Source organism: Acetobacter orientalis, from assembly GCF_000963965.1.
In the GTDB taxonomy this organism is placed as follows: domain Bacteria; phylum Pseudomonadota; class Alphaproteobacteria; order Acetobacterales; family Acetobacteraceae; genus Acetobacter; species Acetobacter orientalis.
Genome location: NZ_BAMX01000019.1, coordinates 15800 through 40413, shown reverse-complemented (window position 1 = coordinate 40413; position 24614 = coordinate 15800). Strand labels below are relative to the sequence as shown.

Here is a 24614-nt window from a genome sequence, read left to right as displayed (position 1 = left end):
CTTACCGCACCCCACATCGTACAAACCGCTCTCAGCGCGCTGGGCATCGGAGACATGCTTTCAGTGAACTTGCAAAACCGCTCAACGGGAACAAAATCATGAGCATGAAACGCATCTCTCTTCGCGCAGGGCTTATGCTTGGTCTGGGCATGGCTCTTCTCCCTACTGCTGGGCAGAGCGTGCTCGCTCCAGCGGCACTGGCACAAACCGCACCGGCTAACGCCGTAAGTGCGCCCGTTCAGCAGCTTTATGCCGCTTTAGGCAAAATTCAGACCTCGCACGCGAGCTTTGATGAGCGGGCAAAAATTGCAGGCGCTGCGGTTGACCAAGCGTTTGACCTTGATGCCGTACTGGCTGCCTCTATTGGCACACGCTATCAGGCTATTGCGGCAGACGATAAACAGAAGCTGCTTGCCGCATTCCGTGATTTTACCATTGCGCGCTACGTTTCCAGCTTCAAACCCGGTGCTGGCGCACGCTTTACCATTACCCCTACCGTTGAAAACTCACCCGTTGGTGGCAACAAAATCGTCAACACCTTCATTGGCTCAGATGACAGCATGCCCGGCACTCCGGTTAGCTACATTATGCACCAAGGGGCTTCTGGCTGGCGTATTACAGACGTGCTGTTGGCAGAGTCTCGTATTAGCCAGGCTGCCGCCCAGCGGTCAGATTTTCGTTCCACCCTCGCCTCTGGCGGTGTATCTGGCCTGATCACCGTGCTGGAACGCAAGGTCAAAGCATTCTCTAACGATTGAGGCAGGATACACGAGTCGTGACACAAAACGGACAGACCAATAGCCCGGCCAAGGGCCAGAAAGCGGCTACTCTGTAATGTCCGTCTTCCCTGTTTTGGCTTATGTAAGTGCTGCTGTTGCAGCGTGTGGTTGCCTTCAATCTTTTGCAGGTGCAGCCCTTTTGCGGCGCTTTCATATGCGAGAGCGCCGCCCTGTTACACTTAAACCCCTCCCGCCTGTTACGGTTCTTAAACCGCTTTACGGTTCCGAACCGTTGCTTGAAGAAGCTCTCGAGAGTTTCTGCACCCAAGACTACCCAAACATGCAGCTTGTGTTTGGTGTGCGCGAGCGTGACGACCCAGCCATAGACAGCGTAAAGCGGCTGCAAGAGCGCCACCCACATCTTACTATAGACGTGGTGGTTAACCCTGCGGTGCATGGGTTAAACCGCAAAATCAGTAATTTGCTTAACATGCTGCCGTTTGCCCAGCATGACATACTGGTTATTTCCGATTCTGATATTCACGTCAGCCCCGATTACCTGCGCCATATCGTCAGTGCGCTGCACAAACCGGGTACAGGGCTTGTCACCACGCTATATGCCGGGTTGCCAGCCACCCCCAGCTTTGTGCGTATGATGGCTGCCGGGCAGATTAACCATTGCTTCCTGCCCGGTGTTATTCTCTCGCGCTATCTTGGTCGCCAAGACTGTTTGGGGGCGACCATGGCCCTAACCCGCAGCATGCTAGAGACAGTCGGCGGTCTTGAAGCTCTGCTGCCACATGTCGCTGATGATGCCGTGTTGGGCAGGTTGGTACGCCAACATGGCTACGACATTACGATAGCCGACACCCTAACCTGGACAACCGTTGCCGAAAACACAGCCTCTGACCTGCTTTTGCACGAGCTACGCTGGGGCCGCACCGTTTGTGCGCTAGCACCCGCAGGCTATGCTGCCTCTTCTATCCAGTTACCCTTGTTCTGGGCCGCACTGGCGGTAGTGTTCCAGCCTCATGCTCTGTGGGCATACCTGCTTTTTGGTACGGTGTGGGGCGTTCGGGCCATTACGGCCTTTATTATTGACCGCACGGTTGGCTCACGCCCTGTATGGCCGCTGCTCCTGCTGCCTATGCGGGACTGGCTGTCTGCTGCCATTATGGTGGGCAGCGCCAGTGGCACACGGGTAGACTGGCGCGGCCAAACCATGCACGTGGCCCCCCATACTGTTACCCCCCCTGTCAGCAAGCAATTATCCCCCTGATGAGTGATACGGCTTGTCTCAGGCCGCTCTCAGGGGTAATGCCTTCCCAACAAATTCTTTGAGTCTTCTCAAAAACACCTCCCAGCCTTGTCAGGACATACTCCCATGATGAGAACCCTTTTTCTGCAACCCCCGTCTTTTGATGGTTTTGATGGTGGCGCAGGCTCCCGTTACCAAGCCAAGCGCGAAATCAAATCTTTCTGGTACCCGACATGGCTGGCACAACCCGCTGCTATGGTTGAAGGTAGCCGTTTAATTGACGCCCCCCCTGCCCGTATGGGTATGGAGCCGATTCTAGAAGACGTAAAAAACCGCGATCTGGTTATTCTGCACACCTCTACCCCGTCTTTCGCGAAAGACGTGCAGGTTGCCCAGATGCTCAAAGACACCAACCCAAAACTGATTATCGGGATGGTTGGTGCTAAAGTTGCTGTTCAGCCAGAAGAAAGCCTGCTGAAAGGCCCACCGATTGACTTCGTGGCCCGCAACGAATTTGACTACACCATTAAAGAAATCGCTGAAGGCCGCGATTTCAAAGATGTAGACGGCATTACATGGCGCAACAAAGACGGTGAAATTATCACCAACCGCGACCGCGCCATGATTGAAGACATGGACAGCCTGCCCTTCGTGACCGAAGTATACAAGCGTGACCTGAAGATTGAAGACTACTTCATTGGTTACCTGATGCACCCCTATATTTCTATTTATACGGGCCGTGGCTGTAAGTCTCGCTGCACCTTCTGCCTGTGGCCGCAGACCGTTGGCGGCCACCGCTACCGTACCCGTAGCCCAGAACATGTGGCTGCCGAAATTCGGTTGGCAAAACAATACTTCCCGCAGGTCAAAGAATTCTTCTTTGATGATGACACCTTCACCGATGACCTGCCCCGCGCAGAAGCCATTGCACGTGAACTAGGCAAACTGGGTGTTACGTGGTCTTGCAACGCAAAAGCCAACGTACCGCGCGAAACCCTAAAGGTACTGCGTGACAACGGCCTGCGCCTGCTGCTGGTTGGTTACGAAAGCGGTAACCAGCAGATTCTGCACAACATTAAAAAGGGCATGCGCGTAGAAGTAGCCCGTGAATTCACCAAAAACTGCCATGAACTTGGCATTAAAATTCACGGCACCTTCATTCTCGGCCTGCCGGGCGAAACGAAGGAAACCATTCAGGAAACCATCAACTTCGCCAAAGAAATCAACCCGCACACTTTGCAGGTTTCTCTGGCCGCGCCATACCCCGGCACAGCGCTGCACAAGCAGGCTACCGAAAACGGCTGGCTGGACGAAAGCAATGCTGAGCTGATTGACGAAAACGGCGTGCAGATGGCACCGCTGCACTACCCGCACCTGTCACACACGGAAATTTTCAACAGCGTTGAAGAATTCTATAAAAAATTCTACTTCCGTGCGCCTAAAATTGCTTCCATCGTGAGCGAAATGGTGCGCTCACCCCAGATGATGAAACGCCGCCTGCGTGAAGGGGTTGAGTTCTTCCACTTCCTTCGTGACCGTAACGCGGCCTAACGCTTTTACCGCCTGCTTTCTAGGCTTTACGCTACAGAAAGCAGGCTGAAATTTTGCTTATGAAACGCGCCATTATCTCGGCTGATGATTTCGGCCTTTCTGTTGAAGTCAATGAAGCTATAGAGATTGCACACCGCGATGGCGTGCTTTCAACTGCCAGCCTTATGGTGGCTGGCCCTGCGGTAGACGATGCCATTGAGCGTGCAAAACGCCTGCCCACCCTTAAGGTTGGGTTGCATTTGGTGGTTATTGAAGGGGCCTCTGTACTACCCCACCTACAGCTACCGCTTATTACCCAACCCGATGGCTGGTTTTCCTCTTCACAACTTGGGCTTGGGGTTGATTACTTCTTTCGCCCTGAAGGCCGTGCTGAATTACGCTCAGAAATTACAGCTCAATTTGAAGCCTTCAAACGTACTGGCTTAGTGCTAGACCACGCTAATGCCCACAAACACATGCACCTGCACCCAACAGTTGCCCGCATGATGATTGATGTTGGCCGCCCCTATGGCCTGCGCGCCATTCGTACCCCGTTTGAGCCAATAGAACCCCTTCTGGCGGCAGGTACCTATACAGACACGCTCGGCGATGCCGCCTTGCGGTACTGGACACGCTTGCTCCGCCACCAAATTCGCTCTGCCGGTATGGTAACAAATGACTGGTGCTTTGGGTTGGCATGGAGCGGGCACATGACACCAGACCGGGTTGCAGCCCTAGCCGCACACCTGCCCGAAGGTGTGTCCGAAATTTATTTCCATCCCGCCACGCAAAAAAACGCTTTGCTGCAAAAACTCATGCCCACTTACGAACACGAGGCAGAATTTGAAGCCCTGTGCTCATCGGGCTTTAAAGCCGTGCTGCACCATGCGCATGCTGTTCTATCAAGCTGGCAAGATATTCAGCCAACACATAGCTAGTTGTTATAACATTTTAAATATGCATAGCTTTGGGTAACAATATTATCAAAACATCTTTATTTGTGTTATAACTGCAAAAGTTGCGTTGACGCCTAGCGCCCTTTCTGTTTCAAATTTCTGCCTGACCACAAAATAATAAAGAAATGGTCTCGCCTTAAAATGAAACAGTCTTTCTGCTCTACAGCCTTGCTCTCTCCCTCCCACAGTGCGGCTCTGGCCGCGCCTGTGGCATCTGGTGCTGTCGTGTTTTTTCCGGCTTTTAAGACAAAAGCCGCTGTCGTGTTTGTGGGCACATCTGCAGTGCCCCCTCGGTTCGTGTTTAACCCTGTATGGCAAGGTTTTGCATAAAGCAGCCCTTGCTGTGTCTGGGTTTTACTGGCCCGCCTGAACCGTTTTACGACCCCCCATTTTTCAAAAAAGAGCTGCCCCATGAGACAGTCACAAGAACGCCGCACAAAGCGGCGCACGACGTCGTGTTTTTCTAAGCACCCAGACAAAACGCGAGATAAAGGCTTTGTAGCCCTTGCCGCTATGGCTTTGTGGTCTGGCGCCTATACCCACGCCGGTTATGCAGCCCCCGTTTCGCTTGAAAAATCTGTGGCGCCGGTTACAGATTCCATCGTAAGCCCAGCCAGCAAAGCACGCCCTAACCCAACAGCCGCTATACGCCCCCTTAATACCGGGCAGTTAGATGCTGGCAGCTTAGGGCCAGACCCATCTGCCATTAAGCGGCCGAGCAATACGCCTATTCCGCCAAGCGGTGTGCCTATTTTGCCCTCTCCGGGTTACGCCACCATGAGCGTACCCTCTTATGCCCCAGCGGGTGAGGAACAAGGTGCTGCACATACGCTAGAACTTGATGCGCTCACCAATTGGGAAGGCCCCTCCGGCCTTTTGCCCCCCCGCCTTGATGCCCTGCGCCGTATGGATATGAACGACCCATACTACGTACCCACCGCTGGTACTGGCCACCTTGTGCCTTTTCTCAACAAACCACGGGCATGGATGCACGACCGCGGCTTTACCTTTTCTTTCACCTACAAAGGCGAGGCCATGGGCGTTGCCACAGGGGGCTTGAAAAAAGGGGTTAGCTATGTACACGAGCTCACCCTGCAAGGTATTTTTGACCTAGAGCGCATGGCCCGCCTTAAAGGCTGGTCTGTGCATGCGCTGGTTATGGAGCGCGCCGGTAAAGCCCTGCAAAGTGGCCGCTTGGGCGAAAACTATATTGCCATGCAAGAGGTTTACTCTCTCTCTGGCAACGTGGCCGCTCATCTGGTTGATTTGTATGCAGAAAAGCGCACGCTCCATAACAAACTAGACGTTATTTTTGGCCGCATGTCGCTTACCCATGTGTTTGCCACATCGCCCCTGTTGTGCTCCTTCATGGTCACGTGCTCTGCACCTGTAGCGCTTAAACAAAACCCCGGCTTTAGCGTGTACCCCAAAGCAACATGGGGGGCCCGCGTGCGCCTACGCCCTACCAGAGACACTGCCTTGCAGGTTGGCGCCTACTCTGTCAGTGCCTTAACAGACAACCCAAGTGGCTGGTCTTGGGGGGCGGAGAACACTACCGGTCTGTCTTTGCCGGTTGAGTTCACATGGCAGCCTTTTTTGACCCGCAACCGCCTACCCGGCCACTATGTTATTGGCTACGCGCACGACACCACGCGCTATGCTGATAAAGTGGCGTCGTCCCTACCCGCTAAAGTGGCAGCTACAATACCAGGCAGGCGCTCTGCCCCATCTGATATGTTCTGGCTTGAAGCAGACCAAATGGTTTACCGCTTGGGTGGCCGTAACATGATGGCCGGTGGCTACCTGATGGCCGGTTATGTGCATGTTACCCCCCGCGTGGTTAACCTGTCTGACCAAGCCTATGGTGGGTTTTCGTTTGTGGGGCTTATTCCCGGCCGCCTGACAGACCGCTTTGGCGCGCTCTATTCTTGGTACCATGTCAGCCGCCGCCGCCGCGAAAGCCAACTTATTGCCCAAGATGCCGGGCTGCCTTTGGGTGCAGGTGTGCATGGCGTGCAAGACAACTCACACGTTATCGAGTCCTATTACGCGATAGATGCTGCACCCGGCCTGCTTATACAGCCCTCGTTTCAGTACATGATTCACCCCGGTGAGACGCACCATATTAAAGATGCAGCCATTATTGGGCTTAAGCTTATTGCCAACCTGTAAATAACCGGCAGCCCGCCCACCTTGCGTGGTCGGGCTATGGCCTAACATCTTTGCTTATTACGCTCAGCAGGCAAGCCCGCAGCCCTAGGCATAGCGGGCCTGCTCTGCTACTCAACCAAAGCAAGACTATCCACCCTTATTAGACGCTGGCATGACTGACACGCCTTCACACTCCCCTTCGGGCACCAACCTGTCTGACAAAACCGCAAAAGCACAGGCCGAGCGCGCCGCCCGGCAGGCTGCTGCCCTACGCGCCAACCTGCGCCGCCGTAAACAGCAGGCCCGCACCCGGCAGGAGCAGGAGGCAGACGCGCAGGCACCCACAGCCCTGACCACAGATAACAACGGAGACACCCCACCATGCCCGTGATGCCCGATACCTGGATCCGTCAAATGGCAACCGATCACGGTATGATCGAACCGTTTGTCGAGTCTCAAAAGCGTGAAGGCGTCATTTCCTACGGGTTGTCTTCTTACGGTTACGATGCTCGCGTAGCAGATGACTTCCGTATTTTTACGGACGTTAACAACGCCATTGTAGACCCCAAAAATTTCTCACCCGATGGCTTTGTGTCTCGCAAGGCTGATGAGTGCATTATTCCGCCCAACAGCTTTGTGCTGGCCCATACGATTGAGTATTTCCGTATCCCGCGTGATGTGCTGGTGGTGTGCCTTGGCAAATCTACCTATGCACGGTGCGGTATTATTGTGAATGTCACCCCGCTTGAACCAGAGTGGGAAGGCCAAGTCACAATTGAAATTAGCAACACCACACCGCTGCCTGCCCGCATTTATGCCAATGAAGGTATTTGCCAGTTTCTGTTCTTTAAAGGCGACAGCCCGTGCGAGACCAGCTACGCAGACCGCGCAGGCAAGTATATGGGCCAAAACGGCGTTACCACCCCCCGCATGTAAGCGAGACTAATGGACAAATTTATTATTCGGGGCGGGCGGCCTCTCCACGGTGAAATTACCATTGGTGGGGCTAAAAACGCAGGACTTAAGCTGCTTGTTGCTGGCCTGCTTACCTCTGAGCGCCTTGTGCTTACAAACGTGCCGCATATTGCCGATATTGCAACAATGCGCGCCCTGCTTACCCAGCATGGCCTAAGCGCTGAAGCCGTTAATGGTGATAAAACCACCCTGTCTGTAGGGGGGGATATTACCAGCACAGAAGCCCCTTACGACATTGTGTCCAAAATGCGGGCCTCTATTTTGGTGCTTGGCCCGTTGCTAGCTCGCTGCCGCGAAGCCCGCGTGTCTTTGCCCGGTGGCTGCGCTATTGGCACCCGCCCGGTAGACCTGCACCTTAAAGGGCTGGAAACACTCGGGGCCAAAATTACACTCGAAAACGGCTATATTAATGCCCGCGCACCTAATGGGCTGGTGGGTGAGCGCATTGTGCTGCCGTTTGCCTCTGTCGGGGCAACAGAAAACCTGATGATGGCCGCCACCCTCGCTAAAGGCCGCACAGAAATAGTCAATGCCGCGCGCGAACCTGAAATGGTTGATCTGGCAAACTGCCTGAACGCCATGGGCGCCAAAATTACCGGCGCAGGCTCCGGCCATATCATGATTGATGGGGTTGAGGCCCTGCACGGCGCACAACACCGCATTATGTCTGACCGTATTGAATGCGGCACCTACGCCTGTGCTGCCGCCATTACCGGTGGTGACCTACGCCTTATTGGTGGCCAAATAGAGCATTTGGGCGCTGTTGTGCGCGCGTTTGAAGAAGCCGGGGTTGAGGTCACACAAGAAGGAGACGCCATGCGCGTGCGCCGCACAGGCGCGTTGCGCGGGGTCGATATCATGACCGAGCCTTACCCCGGTTTTCCAACAGATATGCAGGCCCAGTTTATGGCGCTGCTCTCTGTGGCCGAAGGGGCGTCCATGATTACGGAAACCATTTTTGAAAACCGTTTCATGCATGTGCCCGAGCTTAACCGCATGGGGGCGCGTATTAACGTACACGGGTCTTCTGCCATTATTCGTGGTGTGCATGGCCTTTCTGGCGCACCCGTTATGGCCACAGACCTGCGGGCCTCTTTCTCTCTTATCATTGCAGGTCTTGCCGCCCACGGAGAGACAATTTTAAGCCGCGTCTACCACCTAGACCGTGGGTATGAAGCAGTAGAACGCAAACTGGCAGCCTGTGGTGCTGCTATTGAGCGCGTTAAAGACTAAACCACACATAAAGCCTGCTGGTTTGAGGGTTAAACGGCCCCAAACCAGCCTTTGGCCTTTTGGTAGCCTACACGGGTTGGCAAACCCTGCCCCCGCACGCTAGGCTTTACCCAACCTGCTACCCACATGCCCGTCCCTTACGCCCGCCTCTAACACAGAGAAGCAAGTCGCCCCGCATGCGTGGATTTTTAAAACCAGTTTTTTACACTGCCCTCATGCTGCTAAGCAGTTGTTACAATGTTGGGTCTGTACGGCTAGACCAAGACCAAAACGACTATTCCCGCGCCTTGATTGAGTCGAGCAAACGGCAAACCCTGCTTAATGTTGTACGCCTGCGCTATGGTGATACGCCGGGCTTTTTAGACACCACTCAACTTATTTCTGGCTACCAGTTGCAACGCTCTGTGTCTGTAGGTGTGGGCACAGATACAGGCTATGTACGGCCCTATGGCGGCGTAGGCGCCCAACTACAAGAAAGCCCCACTTTTACCTTTCAGCCTGTAACGGGCGACGCTTACGCCCAAAGTTTTTTACGCCCCTTACCGCCGGGTAGTCTGCTGCCCCTTGCTATGGGTGGCCTCCCTATTGATGTGCTGTTCAGGCTTGCGGTGCAATCTGTCAACATGATCAGCAATGCCGGGGCTATTGGTGGCAATGTTGGCCGTGGTTCACCCGAATTTTTTGAACTCATTCACGACTTACGGCTCCTGCAAGTTGCGGGTTTATTGGGTATCCAGCTTGAACATAGCCAAGAAATACCGGGTAAAACGCCTTCTTTTGACCGCGTGTTCCTTACCATTTCGTCAACCAGTGACCCGCTCCTGGCAGAAACAGTTTTTGAAACACGGCACTTTTTCAATATGCAACAAAACGATGAACGCGTTGAGGTTGTGTATGGCGCAGGCAAACCTGCACCGGGGCAAATAAGGCTGCTTACCCGCACCATGCTAGGTGTGCTGGGCCAAATTGCTTACCAGATTGAAGTGCCAAAAACAGACATTACCTCTGGCCAGACCCTACCCCGTGTTTCTCTTGTTGGGCGCGAGACCAAACCGGTGGTCACTATTCGGGTCGATGAAGAGCAGCCCAAAGCCCCCTTTGTCTCTATTCGCTACGAAAAACGCTATTACTGGATTGCCAAAGACGATTTTGACAGCAAGCTGGCCTTTACCATGCTGCAAATTTTGCTTGAGCTGTCCAAAACCACCAAAAACCCCGGTGCTATTGTCACTATTCCTATTAGCAAGTAGCGCCACACCATAAAAAAAGGGGGCACTCAAGGCCCCCTTTAAAACGCTATAGGGTAGCACGCGCAGGCGCTAACCTATGCTGGCAAACAGGGGAGAGTTTACTCCCACCAGACAGACAGCGTTCTTACACCCTGTGCACCACGGATAAGCACACCTTGAATATCTGCCGTGGCAGAAGGGCCGGTCATAAGAACCCCATAATTGGCGGTATGAAACTCTGGCCGCTCCAGATACGCAGTGTGCATATTTGCTGTCAGGTTATCTTCAGACAAAATAACAACAATATGCTGGGTTAAATGCGCGGCTGAGTTCAGGCTGTTCAGTTGTGCCTCACTCAAAAAGATAGACCCCATTTCGGCAATACCAAAGGGGGAGCGCACAACCAGCACATCTGTTGCGGCAGCCTGTTGGGGGCTGGCCACATCTTCAATACGAAGGGTGCCTTCAAAATCTGGCACAGCAGAGCAAATAATTTTTGCATCGGGAAAGCGGCGGGCAATGGCAGTTGCCAGAGTATCGCCTTCCTGACGGAGCAATATTTGCCCGCCCAAAAGCTGGAGAGCGTTTTCAAAACGCTCACGCCCTTTATCCATGTCCCCCAAAACAGCAACAGGGGGGAGCGGGTGGGCTGCCGGGTCTGGGCGGTTAGCCCGCAAAGTAGCCAGAACTTTATCACGCGAACTCATTGTGCTTTCCCCTTTTTCAGGCGGTTTTCCTTGTACCAGCTATGGAAAGTCTGCTTGACCGGGTGCGGCAGCTCGCGGTGCTTACCCCAAGGGTTTAACCAGTTATACAGCACAAAACGTGGCAAGGTGCTTAGGGCCACCTCTGTGCCGTTAATGGCCGTACGGTACAGTGTTGGCTGGCCCATGAGGCGGCCCGCCATGTGCATAATTTCGCGTTTTACAAACGGTAGCTCGTGGTGCTCGGCCAGCACACGTCGCCATTTATAAAGCTGCTCATGAATATTAATTTTAACCGGGCACACATTTGTGCAGCTGCCATTCATGGTAGAGGCAAATGGTAGAGCGCTGTATTTGCGTTCGTTAAAGGTGGGGTCAATAATTGCCCCAATTGGCCCAGAATACACAGCACCATAAGACAGCCCGCCAGAACGGCGGTACACTGGGCAGGTGTTCATACACGCACCGCAGCGAATGCACTTAAGAGATGTCCAGAACTCTTCCATACCCAAACGGGCAGAGCGGCCGTTATCTACCAAAATAACGTGCATTTCCCCGCCCTTTTGTGGGCCACGGAAATGCGTCGTGTACTGGGTAATAGGAGAGCCAAGCGCACTCCGCGACAGCAGGCGTATAAACACACCCATATCTGCCATACGGGGCACAATGCGCTCTATACCCAGTGTAGCAATATGCAGGTTTGGCACGGTAGAGCTTAGGTCTGCGTTGCCTTCGTTGGTGCACACCACAAAGGTGCCGGTTTCTGCCACCAGAAAATTACCACCGGTCATGCCCGCATCGGCTGCCAAAATAACTGGGCGGGCAGCCATACGCTGCGCTTCAGCCAAAGACTGGGGGCTGTTGTCGTTGGGGTCTGTGTTGTAATTTTTGGCAAAAATTTTGGCAACATCGGGCACCAGCTTATGCACGGCTGGCACCACAATATGGCTTGGCATCTGGCCATCAAGCTGCTGAATACGCTCACCAAGGTCGGTTTCTGTCACCGTTACGCCACGTGGCTCAAGGTAGCTGCGCATGTCACATTCTTCCGTGACCATGGACTTGCTCTTGATAAGCGACTTTGAGCCGTGCCTTTCCAGAATTTCGCCAACAATACGGTTGTGCTCGGCAGCATCGGCCGCCCAATGCACATGAATGCCGTTTTTCTTGGCGTTCGCTTCAAACTGCTCCAAATATTCGGGCAGGTTAGCCAAGGTGTGTTCTTTAATTTCAGACGCACGGCTGCGCAGGTCTTGCCATTCAGGCAAAATATGCATCTGCTGGTCACGTTTTTGGCGCATGTCCCACAGGCGTTCGTCATGAAACGTCAGGTGCGGGGCATCTTCCAAAAACTCTTCTGCGGCTTTGGCATGGTTTACGCGTTTTACTTTCATGCCCGTGCTCCGTTCAGAATTTCTGCAATATGGATAAAGCGGATAGGCACACCATTCCGTTCTGCACAGCCCTGCTGGTGCATCATGCAAGACGTATCGGCAGACACAATGTACTCGGCCCCCGCTTCATGGTGGTCGCGCACTTTGTCGTAACCCATACGGGCCGAAACAGCTTCTTCTGTTACCGAAAAGGTGCCACCAAAACCACAGCATTCATCTGGGCGTTTTGGCGTTGCAAAAGAAATACCTTTAACTTTCTTCAACAAATCCATTGGTTTAGAGAAAAACGGCTCGCCTAGCTCAGACATGCTGGCCGTGCGCAGCGCACGCAACGTGCCGCAACTATTATGCAGCCCCACTTTGTGCGGAAATTCCGCCCACGGAAAGTCTTCCACTTTTAAAATATCGTGCAAAAACTCTACCAGTTCGTAGGTATGGGCACGCACATGTTTAACTTCATCCGTTTGCGGAATAGCGTCAAAATTATCCCGCACATGGTGGGTGCAACTGCCAGACGGCATAACAATGGCATCGTATTTGGCAAAGTTTTTCACAAACAAGGCCTCAGCCGCAGCCGCGTCAGAGTTACAACCCGAGTTTGCCATAGGCTGGCCACAGCAGGTCTGGTTCATGGGGTAGTCTACGTCTTGGCCCAGTTTTTCCAGCAGTTCGAGCGTTGCAATGCCAGTGTTGGGGTAGAATGCATCAATATAACACGGAATAAACAAACCGATTTTCATTAAGGCCTCCGGTTGGGGTGCAAAACGGGGCAGCACCACTCATGGTTTTAACAGATGGGGAACCACCGGAGGCAAAGCAGACCTCACTGGCGGGGGCATTTTTGACCACATGCAGCACGAAGAGCAAAAGCGCATGCCCTGCGCCTGCTCTCTGTACTTTGCCTATGGTCGGGCTAATAAGTTTTGTCTGATACGCATAAGAGCTTATCTAAAAAAGCGTTTAGGCCTGCACGTTCTTTAACAGAACCCAGCACAGCACATCACTTTTGAGAGAACAGCAAGGCGGGCCTGCATAAACCAGGCAACACAACAGCAACCACCGTAAAGGGTTACTGTTGGAGTAAAGCTGCGAAATCAGAGGGGGCGTCTGATAAGGTCGCTCTTATGCTCCTTTTACGGTGCGGTAAGCCCTCTTGACGGCACAAGACGACCGCTTTGAGCTTACGTTTCTATTTTTGTTATAACAAAAATCCGTAAAAGGGAAACAGGAAAAGCGCATGCCAATTTACAAAGGCTGCCACCCTTTTTGTGCAAGGGTTACAAACTAGGTGTTAGCCGCCTTCGGCTTCCATAATAGCATCGTGCAAATGCTCTGGGTTGAGGTTGGCTTGGGCAAATTGCTGCGTGCGCGGCAAGCGAATATCAAGGTCTGCAATAGTGGCAACCTCTAGCTGCCCACGGGTTACTTTATAGTCTGTTACATGGCCGCCACGGGCGCAGTCTTCGGTTAAAAAATGCACATGGTAACCCGCTACGTTTACCCCTTGCATATAAGCCGGGGTACGAAAGCCAATCATGGTGCCGTTTACAGACTCCATGCTGAATGTGGGCTGCTTTTTAACCACTTCCAGCATATGGGGGTAAGGCTGGCATTGGCAAAAAACGGTGCGTGTTTCTACCCGCTCAAACTGGCCGGTAAAGCGCACGGCGGCAAACAGGTTGGGGTTACCCACCAGCCGGTCAACTTCGGCTTCAAAACCTTCTTTACCAAGGGGGCGGTCAATATTGAAGCACTGCTCAGGCTCAAAATACGTAACACACGCAAAGGGTGTTTTTAGGCTGCCGGGGGCCTGTGCCGCTACACCTTCAGCCCTAAACTGGCGGGCCACGCCGTTGGTCACAATCATCTCGCCATCTAGGGCGTTAAAGGTGCCAAGGCCAAAATTACCGTGCTGGAGCAACTCATCCAGCGTGGTTTCGCCATCATACACAGCATCGAGCAGGGCTGCCATGGTAGAGGTCTGGTACAGGCGGTTGGCTACGGGCTTACTTTTAAAGGCATCGCCTGCAATACGGGGGCGTGTCTCAACATCTCTTAACAAGCCTGTTTTGATACCACGCACCGTTTTCTACTTTCGCTGGTCTGCACTGTGGGCTGCCATGTTATGACAGGCCCAGCCAGTCAGCCAATATATATTGAATAACTAACCCATACTCTTTACATATAGGCGCATGGATATCCGGCATTTGCGTTATTTTGTAACCGTGGGCGACAAAGGCAGCATTACCCGTGCAGCCGAAGAGCTGGGTATGGAGCAGCCGCCCCTTAGCCAGCAAATACGCCAGCTAGAGCAAAAACTTGGTGTACAGCTTTTTGAACGCCAGACACGTGGTGTCACCTTAACTGAAATTGGCGCAACCCTCATGCCCCGCGCCCGCGCCATATTAGAGCTACAGCACCAGTTTATGCTCACAGCCGAGGGCATGGCACGCGGTGAGGTTGGGCATATTCGGCTGGGCCTAGCAGGAGCTGTACCACTTTTACCGGTTATTCCGCTTGCTATCAGAGCATTCCGAGACATTGCGCCAGATGTCACGCTGTCTATGGAAGAGAGCAACACCCCCGCCCTGTGCGCAGCCTTGCATGAAACCAGCACCGATATTGCCATTATACGCCCACCAGTACCCGACCCCGCCCGCCTGTCTGTATCGCATTTGCTTGATGAACCCACAGTAATTGCCCTACCGCGCGGCCACCGGCTCACAAACGAACCTGTTATTCGCCTTGATATGGTGGCTGATGAACCTCTGATCATCTTTCCGCGTGAGCTGGGGCCGGGCTTTCATGATGCCATTTTATCAGCTTACCAAATGGCAGGCGTGACCCCAAAACTTGGGCAGCAAGCCCCCCAAATTGCCGGTACAGTGCCGCTGGTTGCTGCGGGCTTTGGCGTATCTGTCGTACCGCGCTCCTTATGCCAAATTCATGCAGGGGGGGTAACTTTCCATACTATTAGCGACCCCGCTCCACGCGCTACACTGGCTGTGGCCATACGTGCGGGGCAAAATACGCCTATTGTCAGCAAGTTTGTAAAAATACTGCGCACGCATTGCCGTAAATGGGAAAAACTCAGCCCAGAAGAACAGTTTCCTGCCGCTGAATACTGAGGGGTGCAAAACAAGCACTCCTCATCTCTCTTACAGTATCCGATACTGTGCAAGCACTTAGCGTGCCTTGTTTTTTCATGCCCTTATACATTGTTTAAGAGAGACACTATGCTGACCCGTTCAAAACTCTGCCTTCTTGGTGCTGCGCTGCTCCTTTCGGCTTGTGCAGACAGCAAAACCTGTAAACCCAGTGCGGTGCGCTACGACTACCCCCAGCAAAGGCTAGATCAGGCGTTGCAAGACTTCTCTCATAAATCTGGCTGTTTTGTAGAAGTAGACCCGGCTCTGCTGCAAAACCAGCAAGCCCATAAAGTGCACGGCTCTTACAAGCCCAAACAAGCTCTGGCACATATTTTACACGGCACGGGCCTTAAAGGCTCCAGAACAGACAATGGCATGAAAATTCAGGCCAGATAAGCACACTAAACTGCCTACCAGCCCCCTTTACACCAAGGCATGCTTAGCCTGTGTCTGGTTAAAGCGGGGCCACAAGCATACACCCCTGCTCCAAAAGCCTTAAAAGACAGCTTCAAATATTCAAAGTTGCAATCAGACTGGTATATTTTGGTGGTTACATAAGCAGCTTTACAGCCGCAACCATGCAATAAACCGAAGTCAAAACAACGCCTTCAGCCCACAAAGAGCATGCCAGCCCGCCCTAAATAACTTTTAAGCAGTCGTTCAAGGCCGGCCAGACCTATGGTACGGGTGCCCTGCGGCAATAGCTTGTGCGCGGTAAATTTGCTCTACCAGCATAATACGCACCAGCATGTGCGGCCATGTAAGCGTACCAAAAGACAGTGTGGCATCTGCCCGGTTTACCACAGAGGCATCTAGCCCCTCTGCCCCACCAATAATAAAACAGGGTATGCGGCCCAGTGCAGACCACTGGGCAAGATTTTGCGAAAAATCAACGCTGCTAAAATTGCGTCCGGCTTCGTCCAGCACCACAACAAAGGCCTGCGCAGGGCACGCTGCCACTATGGCTTGCCCTTCTTTGCGCTTTATTTCGTCTGGGCTGCCACGGCCGTCTGCCAGTTCAACAATATCCAGCTTGGGCCGCAACCGTTTAAGATAGCGCTCAACAAGCGCAACCTCTGCACGGTCTTTCATGCGGCCAACGGCAATCAGCTTCATGCCAGCCCCACGGTCATGGGGCTGGGTTTTGCAGGCGTATCACACACTGTTAAACAACCGTATCAGGCTACGGGTACGGCCTCTGCGGCGCCATCATCAAGTTCGGCACCCCACATTTCTTCAAGGCCATACAGTTCGCGAGCTTCTGGCTTAAACAGGTGCACAACAATATCACCCGTGTCTAGCAGCACCCAGTCAGAGCCGTTCGCCCCTTCTACGGTAATGCGCTTTAAGCCAATTTCTTTCAGCTTACGCTCAATATGCTGGGCCATAGCAGCAATCTGGCGGTCAGCTAAACCGGTTGCAATAACCATTTTATCTGCAAACGATGCACGGCCGGTTAACGTAATAACCACAATGTTCTCGGCCTTATCATCATCCAAACTGGTGGTGATGATAGACAGCGCTTGTTCCAGCACATCAGGGGCGACTGGCTGGCGTTTAGTTCTGGCTTTAGGGCCAGAGGCTGAGGCTTTTTTGCGCACAGAACCTGCGGCAGCAACTGCACCTTCAGCTTTAGTCCGTGTAGACGCTGCTTTGGCAGCACCCGTTTTGGCGGTACCCGCAGCGGCCCGTGTACGCTTGGGGGGTTCGGTAGGGGGTTGAGTGGTTATGACCGTTCTCCTGTGTGTGACAAGCCAGAGCGAGCCGCGTAGCCAAGGCTACTGTCAAACTCCCCATTCTGGCGGATAGATGTTGCAGATATACCGTTTTGTGGCCCCGGAAGAAAAGTCCATACCGGGGGGGAAAGTGTTGCCAAAAGGGCAGCACGGCATGCGGGTATACGCCACCGCGCCATATAATGCCCAGCCGGGCCATGCAAGGCCGCATTATTTTGCCCGGGCCGGGGCATAACCGCTATGGGCACCTGCGCTACCAGCTTATGCCACCCTTTCCAGCGAGAAAGTGTGGCAAAACCGTCAGCCCCGGTTAACCAAACAAAATGCACAAACGGAAAACGCTGTTGCAGCTTGCGCATGGTTTCAACGGTGTAACGGGTACCGAGTCGGGCTTCTATATCGGTAGCAATAAGCCTGCGGCCATCAGCCAATGCACTAACTGAAGCCAGCCTTTTCGCAAACGGTGCCATACCCTTGGCGGGCTTAAGCGGGTTACCCGGTGACACCATGAACCACACTTGGTCTAGCCGCAAAGCCCGCAAGGCCCGTTGTGCTATCGCCAAATGCCCACGGTGCGCCGGGTTAAAAGACCCCCCCAATAGCCCTATGCGCAAACGCCGCGCATCACCATAAGTCGGGATCACACCCTGTTGCCGCCTTACATTCAGGACCTTACCTGCCCGGTGCCCAGCACTTCGTAACGGAAGGTCGTCAACTGCTCGACCCCCACCGGCCCACGGGCATGGAAGCGCCCTGTAGCAATGCCAATTTCAGCCCCAAAGCCAAACTCACCACCATCGCAGAACTGGGTGGAGGCATTCCACATCACCACAGCGCTGTCTGTGCCGTTCATAAAGCGGTTCGCCACCGCTTCATCGGCCGTCACAATCGCTTCAGTATGAGACGAGCCGTAGCGGCTAATATGGTCAAGCGCTTCATCCACCCCATCAACCACAGCAATATTCAACACAGCATCAAGCCATTCTGTGCTGAAGTCTTTATCTGTTGCGGCGGGCAGTGTGGGCACAATGGCACGCGCCTGCGTATCAGCTTTAAACGTGCAGCCAAACTCAGCAAGGTCTGCCACAATGGCAGGCAGCAAAGTGGCTGCTACGGCGGCATCTATCAGCAGGGTTTCTGTAGCCCCACAAATGCCAGTACGGCGCATTTTGGCATTAAGGATAATACGGCGCGCCATGCCGTGGTCTGCCGCGGCATGAATATAAGTGTGGCACAGGCCATCTGCATGGGCCAACACAGGCACGCGGGCCTCTTGTTGCACACGCTCCACCAAAGACCGCCCACCACGTGGAATAAGCAGGTCAACCAGCCCAGCGGCACCCAGCATTTCTGCTACATGTTTGCGGTCTGCATCGGGGGCAATCTGCACCGTATCTTCGGGCAGCTCTGCCGCACGCAGGCCAGCCTGCATAGCCGCATGGATAGCCCGTGCACTATGGAGGCTTTCAGACCCACCGCGCAGCAGCACAGCATTGCCAGACTTAATGCACAAACCCGCTGCATCGGCCCCTACATTGGGGCGGCTTTCGTAAATAACGCCAATCACGCCCACAGGTGTTGCCACCCGGCGAATGCGCAGGCCGTTAGGGCGTGTCCATTCTTCCAGCACACGGCCAACGGGATCTGGCAGGTCTGCCATATCTTCCAAACCCCGCGCCATCGCTTCAATACGCTCAGGCGTTAAGGTAAGGCGGTCACGGAAAGCATCTTTTGCGGTAGAGGCCGCAAGGTCTTTCGCGTTTTCTGCCAAAATGGTGTCAGACGCCTCACGCAAAGCGGCAGCGGCCGCCCAAAGCGCTCTATCCCGCGCAGAAGTAGGGCTGGTGGCGAGAGTTCTTGCAGCAAGCCGTGCCCGTTTTGCCAAGGCGGTCATTGGCCCTGGCACTGCGGCAGACACAGCCTGCGTTATGGTACTCTCCGCTCCGTCTTCATGCGCCTTCATGGCGTCCTTCATCCTCATTTTGGTGTGTGTGTTAACCAGATAAGCCTATCTGATTACACATTAAAGCGGAACAGCAGAACGTCACCGTCCTGCACAACGTAATCCCGCCCTTCAATACGCAAACGGCCAGCCTCTTTGGCTCCGGCTTCGCCGTTATACTGCACGTAATCTTTGTATGCGATGGTTTCGCACGCAATGAAACCACGTTCAAAGTCATTGTGAATAACAGCCGCTGCCTGCGGGGCTTTGGTGCCAGCAGTAATGGTCCAAGCACGGGCTTCTTTTGGGCCTACGGTAAAGTAGGTACGCAGGCCAAGTAGCCCGTAACCCGCAGCAATAACTCGGTCTAGCCCGCTATCTTTCAGGCCAAGCCCGTCCAGAAATTCGCGGCGTTCTTCATCTGCAAGTTGGCTGACCTCTGCTTCAATAGCCGCAGAAACCACAACCATGGCAGCGCCTTCGGCATCAGCTTTGGCACGCACTTTTTCAGAAAACGCATTGCCGGTTGAAGCGCTGTCTTCATCAACATTGCACACATACAACACCGGTTTGGTGGTCATAAGCTGCAAGCGGTTAACGGCCTCTTCCTGCCCTTCTGGTATGGCAGTACGGGCAGGCTTGCCTTCTTTCAGGGCTTCAATAAGCGGTTCTGCCACAGCCAACTGTGCCACGGCTTCTGCATCGCGGTTTTTGGCACGCTTTTGCAGGGCTGGCAGGCGTTTTTCCAGAGAATCGAGGTCGGCCAGCATCAGCTCGGTCTCAATAATCTCGGCATCGCGTACCGGGTCTACGCCCCCTTCAACGTGGGTAATGTCATCATCTTCAAAGCAGCGCAGCACATGAATAATGGCATCAACTTCACGAATATTTGCCAAAAACTGGTTACCCAGCCCTTCCCCGCGAGAGGCACCACGCACAAGGCCTGCAATATCGACAAACTCAAGGCTGGTAGGCACCGTTTTTTGCGACTTGCCAATTTCCACCAGCTTTTCCAACCGGGGGTCGGGCACAGCAACACGGCCAACGTTTGGCTCAATGGTGCAAAACGGGTAATTGGCAGCCTGTGCCGTTGCCGTTGCCGTTAGCGCGTTAAAGAGCGTGGACTTGCCCACATTGGGCAGACCGACAATACCGCAGTTAAACCCCATCAGCCCTTACTCCCTTCTGGCAACGCAACCTGCGTCATGAATTTTTCTGGCTGGCCATCGGCCAGCAGCGGCGCAGCAGCCGCCATTTTATCCAGCAGGGGCTCTAGCCACTCCTGCCGGTCTGTGTCTGTAAAATTACCCAGCACCCAACCGTGCACGCGCTCTTTGGCACCGGGGTGGCCAATGCCAATACGCACCCGCCAATAGTCTGGTGTGCCCAACATTTTATCCATTGAGCGCAAGCCATTATGGCCCGCAGCCCCACCGCCACGTTTAACGCGCACCTTACCGGGGGCAAGGTCTAGCTCATCATGGAAAGCGGTAATCTGCTCGGGGGCAATTTTGTAAAAAGCCGCAGCTTCCTGCACGCTATCGCCCGAGCGGTTCATGTAGGTCAGGGGGCGCAACAGCAAAACACGCTGTGTGCCTATACGGCCCTCAGCACTCTCCCCCTTAAAGCGGGAGCGCCACGGAGCAAAACCGTACCGTTCAGCTATGGCATCTATAGCCATAAAGCCAACGTTGTGCCTGTGTCGGCGCATGGAAGGCTCAGGATTACCAAGCCCGGCCCAGAGCAACATCACTGGTCCTGTACTTAAAAAAACAAGCTGGGGGCACATGCACAACGCACGTACCCCCCACTTTACATTCAGGTCAGAAAACTGGCCTGCGTGACTTAGGAAGCAGCGTCTTCCGTGCTTTCTTCAGCGTCTGCATCAACACTTGGTGCTGCAACTGTTGCAATCACAAAGTTTGGTGTGTGGTTAACCGGGGTCACGTTTTCGGTGCCCTTCAGGTCTTCCCAACGCACGTTGTCGTTGATGTCGAGGGTAGACAGATCAACGGTGAAGAATTCAGGAATGTGCTCGGCATCGGTTTCAACTTCAACCGTATGACGCACAATGTTCAGCACGCCGCCGCGCTTGAGGCCCGGAGCTTTTTCTTCACCAGAGAAGTGAACGGAGACTTCAACGGTCACGCGCTGGCCAGCTGCCAGACGCATGAAGTCAACATGTTCTGGGGTGTCTTTAACTGGGTGCAGCTGAATGTCACGAATCAGGGCGCGTTCGGTGTTACCACCTTCAACCTTGATTTCGTAAACGCGTGAGCGCCAGCCAGAAGCCTGAATGCCTTTGATCACGATACGTGGGTCGAGCGCGATCAGAGCGGGTTCTTTGCCTGCACCGTAAACAACTGCGGGCACCAGACCAGCACGCCTTGTTGCACGCGCTGCCCCCTTACCAGCCTTCGCGCGCACAGAAGCTTGGATTGATGTAATTTTGGACACGTTGAATTCTCCTAAAACCAGATCATGCAGGCCTCCAGGGGTGCCTACACGGTACGCTGCCCATACCGGAAAACCGCCCCCAAAGCAATGCCAGCATGTTGCACACCCACCACAACTACGCTGCCAAAATGCTTTAAAAGCTGCTATAATTTGCCTTCAATCTTCGCATATTTGCCTCAGAAAGCCTTTTGTTGTCATGACAAACACCCCGCCCCCGCAGCAATTTGGCAGCGACAATTACAGCGGCATTTGCCCACAAGCCCTAGAGGCCATAACCCGTGCCTCGGCCCTTGGGTCTGCCCCCGCCTATGGTGATGACCCATGGACTCGGCTGGCAGAAGACAGCATTCGGGCCCTGTTTGGTATAGATGCCGCAGTCTTTTTTGTTTTTAACGGCACCGCTGCCAACGCGCTGGCTCTGGCAACCCTATGCCCACCCTATTGCAGTATTATTGCAACAGACATTGCCCACGCTGAAACATCAGAACGCGGTGCACCAGAGTTTTTTACCGGCGGCAGCAAGCTCATGACGCCCCCATGCCCAGAGGGCAAACTCACCCCTGCGGCCATTAAACTTTGCTGCCGCAAAACCCAGAGTTTTCAGGCCTCTGCCCCCGCTGTTGTTACCATTACCCAACCCACAGAAAACGGCCTGCTTTACACCCCAGAAGAAATTCGTGCTCTGGCCGATGTATGCCAAGAACATGGCCTTAAACTCCACATGGACGGCGCACGCTTTGCCAACGCTGTAGCCGCACTAGGCTGCACATCTGCCGCCCTAACATGGCAGGCTGGGGTGGATGTCTTAAGTTTTGGTGGCACAAAAAATGGCATGGCAATGGGCGATGCTGTGGTGTTTTTTAACCGTGCAAACGCCCGTGGCTTTGCAGAACGCGCCAAACAGGGTGGGCAAACAGCCTCTAAAATGCGCTTTCTTTCTGCCCCATGGCTGAGCCTTATAAAAAACGGCGCATGGCTCGATAATGCCCGCCACGCCAATGAAAGTGCACGGCTTTTTGCCCAAAAAATAACACCCATACCCGGCATAAAGCTGGCTTGGCCGGTTGAGGCAAACTCTGTTTTTGTGCTGCTGCCCGAGCACCCGGCTAACACGCTACGGGCACAAGGCTGGCGATTCTATACCATGTTTGGCGGTGTAGCCCGCTTCCAGTTTGGGTGGGACGCCAAACCGGAGGCCATAGAAGCCCTAGTAGACGCCGTTGAAAGCGCCATGTTGCGCTGAATCGACCTCTTTCCCTTGACAGATGGGCACCGCCCCGGCTTCCTCCCGCTCATAAAGATCAATAGAGCACAAACGCCCCCTGCCCGGCAGGCGCAGCTTGGGGCCATAATTCAGGACGACACCATGCACCCTTACCGTACCCATAGCTGCTCGGCCCTTCGCGCCCACGACGCAGGCACAACCGCCCGCCTGTCTGGCTGGGTGCACAGCAAGCGGGACCACGGCGGGCTGCTGTTTATAGACCTGCGGGACGAAACCGGCGTAACCCAAATTGTTATTCCCGCAGGCTCACCCGCACTGCAAACGGCTGAAAATATTCGTGTTGAAAGCGTTGTAACCGTAACGGGTGATGTAGTTGAGCGCCAAGAAGGCACCCGCAACCCAGACCTTGCCACTGGTGATATTGAAGTACGCGCGCGTGAATTTGTGGTGCAGTCTGCCGCTGCCGTGCTGCCTTTTCAGGTTGCCGGGCACGAAAATTACCCAGAAGACCTGCGCCTGAAATACCGCTACATTGACCTGCGCCGCGACAGCGTACACCGCAACATGCTGCTGCGCGCCCGTGTTATTCAAAGCATGCGCCGCCGCATGACCGATCTGGGCTTTATTGAACTCCAGACCCCCATTCTCACCGCATCCTCTCCTGAAGGTGCGCGAGACTTTTTGGTGCCTGCCCGCCTGCACCCCGGCAAATTTTACGCTCTGCCGCAGGCCCCACAGCAGTTTAAGCAGCTTGCTATGGTGGCTGGTTTCGACCGCTACTTCCAGATTGCCCCCTGCTTCCGCGATGAAGCCTCTCGCGCAGACCGCTCACCCGGTGAGTTTTACCAACTCGACTTTGAAATGGCCTTTGCCACCCAAGACGAAGTTTTTGCGACCCTAGAAAACGTTATGTCTGGCCTGTTCACAGAGTTTGGTAATGGCCGCACGGTTAGCCAAGCCCCCTTTGAGCAAATCCCTTATGCACGCGCCATGAAAGTGTATGGCTCAGACAAGCCAGACCTGCGCAACCCGCTGCTTATTTCTGATGTAACAGAAGAATTTAGCAACTCTGGCTTTGGTCTGTTCTCCCGCATCGCGGCAGATGGTGGCGAAATTCGCGCCATTCCGGCTCCCGGCGCTGGCGATAAACCACGCGGCTTTTTTGATAAGCTCAACACATGGGCACGCGAAGCAGGCGCTGGTGGCCTTGGCTACATTATTTTTGCCGAAGATGGCGGCAAAGGCCCCATTGCCAAAAACCTTGAAGCCGACCGCGTTGAAGCCATTCGCGCCAAGCTGGGCCTGCAAGCGGGCGATGCCGTCTTCTTCGCTGCTGGCAAGGGTGATGAGGTTGTAAAGTTCTCTGGCCTTGTGCGCACCCGCATTGCCGAAGAACTTGATCTGGTTGAAAAAGAGGCCTTTCGCTTCTGCTGGATTACGGACTTCCCGATGTATGAAGTCAATGAAGAAACGGGCCGTATCGACTTCTCGCACAACCCCTTCTCTATGCCGCAGGGCGGGCTTGACGCACTGAACACCAAAAACCCGCTGGAAATTAACGCTTACCAGTACGACATTGTTTGTAACGGTATTGAACTCTCTTCTGGCGCTATCCGTAACCACCTGCCAGAAGTAATGATCCGCGCTTTTGAAATTGCTGGTTACCCAGAAAGCGAAGTTGAAGCCCGCTTTGGTGGTATGCTCAACGCCTTCCGTTACGGTGCGCCGCCCCACGGTGGGTCTGCACCAGGTGTTGACCGTATTGTCATGCTGTTAGCTGATGAACCCAATATTCGTGAGGTCATTCTCTTCCCGCTCAACCAGCAGGGCGAAGACCTGATGATGGGGGCACCTGCTACCGTTGAAGCCGCCCGCCTGAAAGAACTGTCTTTGGCGCTCGACCTGCCAAAACCCAAGCCTACCCTCAAAAAAGCCTAAACACAGGGCTGTTTCGCA

The 24614-nt window shown here is 54.1% G+C and carries 25 protein-coding genes; 14 read left to right on the top strand and 11 right to left on the bottom strand.

Annotated elements, in window-relative coordinates:
* The first annotated feature begins 98 nt into the window (after positions 1 to 98).
* The 10 genes from Abor_RS08345 to Abor_RS08300 all read left to right on the top strand — a co-directional run bounded on the left by Abor_RS08345 (position 99) and on the right by Abor_RS08300 (position 10072).
* Positions 99 to 758 (top strand): ABC transporter substrate-binding protein, encoded by a 660-nt coding sequence (locus Abor_RS08345; protein ID WP_232015176.1) that lies wholly within the window; start codon positions 99 to 101, stop codon positions 756 to 758.
* 76 nt (positions 759 to 834) lie between these two features.
* Positions 835 to 1998, top strand: coding sequence for a bacteriohopanetetrol glucosamine biosynthesis glycosyltransferase HpnI (hpnI, locus tag Abor_RS08340; protein ID WP_048841403.1), 1164 nt, complete (start codon positions 835 to 837; stop codon positions 1996 to 1998).
* A gap of 105 nt (positions 1999 to 2103) precedes the next feature.
* Entirely contained in the window at positions 2104 to 3528 is a 1425-nt protein-coding gene (gene hpnJ, locus Abor_RS08335) for a hopanoid biosynthesis associated radical SAM protein HpnJ (RefSeq protein WP_048841402.1), read from the top strand.
* Between the two features lie 59 nt (positions 3529 to 3587).
* Positions 3588 to 4445 carry a hopanoid biosynthesis-associated protein HpnK gene (gene hpnK, locus Abor_RS08330; protein WP_048841401.1) on the top strand — a complete coding sequence of 286 codons (858 nt, stop codon included), beginning with the start codon at positions 3588 to 3590 and terminating at the stop codon, positions 4443 to 4445.
* A 159-nt stretch (positions 4446 to 4604) separates the two neighbouring features.
* Positions 4605 to 4793, top strand: coding sequence for a hypothetical protein (locus tag Abor_RS08325; RefSeq protein WP_126621174.1), 189 nt, complete (start codon positions 4605 to 4607; stop codon positions 4791 to 4793).
* Positions 4794 to 4976: 183 nt separating this feature from the next.
* Positions 4977 to 6635, top strand: a complete 1659-nt coding sequence (locus tag Abor_RS08320) for a carbohydrate porin (protein WP_048841411.1) — start codon at positions 4977 to 4979, stop codon at positions 6633 to 6635.
* 151 nt (positions 6636 to 6786) lie between these two features.
* Positions 6787 to 7005, top strand: a complete 219-nt coding sequence (locus Abor_RS08315) for a hypothetical protein (protein WP_048841399.1) — start codon at positions 6787 to 6789, stop codon at positions 7003 to 7005.
* On the top strand, positions 6996 to 7550 hold the full coding sequence (gene dcd / locus Abor_RS08310) for a dCTP deaminase (protein WP_048841398.1): 555 nt from the start codon (positions 6996 to 6998) through the stop codon (positions 7548 to 7550). The genes Abor_RS08315 and dcd overlap by 10 nt, the downstream gene beginning before the upstream one ends.
* 9 nt (positions 7551 to 7559) lie before the next feature.
* On the top strand, positions 7560 to 8822 hold the full coding sequence (gene murA / locus Abor_RS08305; RefSeq protein WP_048841397.1) for a UDP-N-acetylglucosamine 1-carboxyvinyltransferase: 1263 nt from the start codon (positions 7560 to 7562) through the stop codon (positions 8820 to 8822).
* Positions 8823 to 8998: 176 nt separating this feature from the next.
* Positions 8999 to 10072, top strand: a complete 1074-nt coding sequence (locus Abor_RS08300) for a hypothetical protein (RefSeq protein ID WP_048841396.1) — start codon at positions 8999 to 9001, stop codon at positions 10070 to 10072.
* A 98-nt stretch (positions 10073 to 10170) separates the two neighbouring features.
* On the opposite strand, the gene Abor_RS08295 is transcribed toward Abor_RS08300, so the two are convergent.
* The 4 genes from Abor_RS08295 to budA form a co-directional block, all read right to left on the bottom strand.
* Positions 10171 to 10758, bottom strand: coding sequence for a LutC/YkgG family protein (locus Abor_RS08295; protein ID WP_048841395.1), 588 nt, complete (start codon positions 10756 to 10758; stop codon positions 10171 to 10173).
* The gene (locus Abor_RS08290) at positions 10755 to 12149 is read right to left on the bottom strand and encodes a lactate utilization protein B (RefSeq protein ID WP_048841394.1); all 1395 of its coding nucleotides are present in this window, start codon (positions 12147 to 12149) and stop codon (positions 10755 to 10757) included. Before Abor_RS08290 ends, Abor_RS08295 begins: the two co-directional genes overlap by 4 nt.
* Positions 12146 to 12889, bottom strand: a complete 744-nt coding sequence (locus tag Abor_RS08285) for a (Fe-S)-binding protein (protein WP_048841410.1) — start codon at positions 12887 to 12889, stop codon at positions 12146 to 12148. Before Abor_RS08285 ends, Abor_RS08290 begins: the two co-directional genes overlap by 4 nt.
* A 551-nt stretch (positions 12890 to 13440) precedes the next feature.
* Positions 13441 to 14211 (bottom strand): acetolactate decarboxylase, encoded by a 771-nt coding sequence (gene budA, locus Abor_RS08280; protein WP_306297623.1) that lies wholly within the window; start codon positions 14209 to 14211, stop codon positions 13441 to 13443.
* A 130-nt stretch (positions 14212 to 14341) separates the two neighbouring features.
* Here budA and Abor_RS08275 point away from each other — a divergent pair, with 130 nt between their 5' ends.
* Entirely contained in the window at positions 14342 to 15277 is a 936-nt protein-coding gene (locus Abor_RS08275) for a LysR family transcriptional regulator (protein ID WP_048841393.1), read from the top strand.
* A 108-nt stretch (positions 15278 to 15385) separates the two neighbouring features.
* The gene (locus tag Abor_RS08270) at positions 15386 to 15694 is read left to right on the top strand and encodes an STN domain-containing protein (RefSeq protein WP_052946399.1); all 309 of its coding nucleotides are present in this window, start codon (positions 15386 to 15388) and stop codon (positions 15692 to 15694) included.
* Positions 15695 to 15958: 264 nt separating this feature from the next.
* Here the strand turns inward: Abor_RS08270 and Abor_RS08265 are convergent, their stop codons facing one another.
* The 7 genes from Abor_RS08265 to Abor_RS08235 all read right to left on the bottom strand — a co-directional run bounded on the left by Abor_RS08265 (position 15959) and on the right by Abor_RS08235 (position 21433).
* Positions 15959 to 16414: a 23S rRNA (pseudouridine(1915)-N(3))-methyltransferase RlmH gene (locus Abor_RS08265; RefSeq protein WP_048841392.1), complete on the bottom strand. Its 456-nt coding sequence runs from the start codon at positions 16412 to 16414 to the stop codon at positions 15959 to 15961.
* A gap of 62 nt (positions 16415 to 16476) precedes the next feature.
* Positions 16477 to 16899, bottom strand: coding sequence for a ribosome silencing factor (rsfS, locus tag Abor_RS08260; protein WP_048841391.1), 423 nt, complete (start codon positions 16897 to 16899; stop codon positions 16477 to 16479).
* A gap of 125 nt (positions 16900 to 17024) precedes the next feature.
* Positions 17025 to 17678: a nicotinate-nucleotide adenylyltransferase gene (locus Abor_RS08255; RefSeq protein WP_048841390.1), complete on the bottom strand. Its 654-nt coding sequence runs from the start codon at positions 17676 to 17678 to the stop codon at positions 17025 to 17027.
* Positions 17679 to 17698: 20 nt separating this feature from the next.
* Complete coding sequence (locus Abor_RS08250; RefSeq protein WP_261767214.1) at positions 17699 to 18997, bottom strand: glutamate-5-semialdehyde dehydrogenase; 1299 nt, start codon at positions 18995 to 18997, stop codon at positions 17699 to 17701.
* Positions 18998 to 19050: 53 nt separating this feature from the next.
* The gene (gene ychF / locus Abor_RS08245) at positions 19051 to 20145 is read right to left on the bottom strand and encodes a redox-regulated ATPase YchF (protein ID WP_048841388.1); all 1095 of its coding nucleotides are present in this window, start codon (positions 20143 to 20145) and stop codon (positions 19051 to 19053) included.
* On the bottom strand, positions 20145 to 20726 hold the full coding sequence (gene pth / locus Abor_RS08240; RefSeq protein ID WP_048841387.1) for an aminoacyl-tRNA hydrolase: 582 nt from the start codon (positions 20724 to 20726) through the stop codon (positions 20145 to 20147). The genes ychF and pth overlap by 1 nt, the downstream gene beginning before the upstream one ends.
* Positions 20727 to 20821: 95 nt before the next feature.
* On the bottom strand, positions 20822 to 21433 hold the full coding sequence (locus tag Abor_RS08235; protein ID WP_048841386.1) for a 50S ribosomal protein L25/general stress protein Ctc: 612 nt from the start codon (positions 21431 to 21433) through the stop codon (positions 20822 to 20824).
* A gap of 196 nt (positions 21434 to 21629) precedes the next feature.
* Between Abor_RS08235 and Abor_RS08230 the strand changes: the two genes are divergently transcribed.
* The gene (locus tag Abor_RS08230; protein ID WP_048841407.1) at positions 21630 to 22676 is read left to right on the top strand and encodes a threonine aldolase family protein; all 1047 of its coding nucleotides are present in this window, start codon (positions 21630 to 21632) and stop codon (positions 22674 to 22676) included.
* Positions 22677 to 22799: 123 nt separating this feature from the next.
* Entirely contained in the window at positions 22800 to 24596 is a 1797-nt protein-coding gene (gene aspS, locus Abor_RS08225; protein WP_048841406.1) for an aspartate--tRNA ligase, read from the top strand.
* Positions 24597 to 24614: the final 18 nt, after the last annotated feature.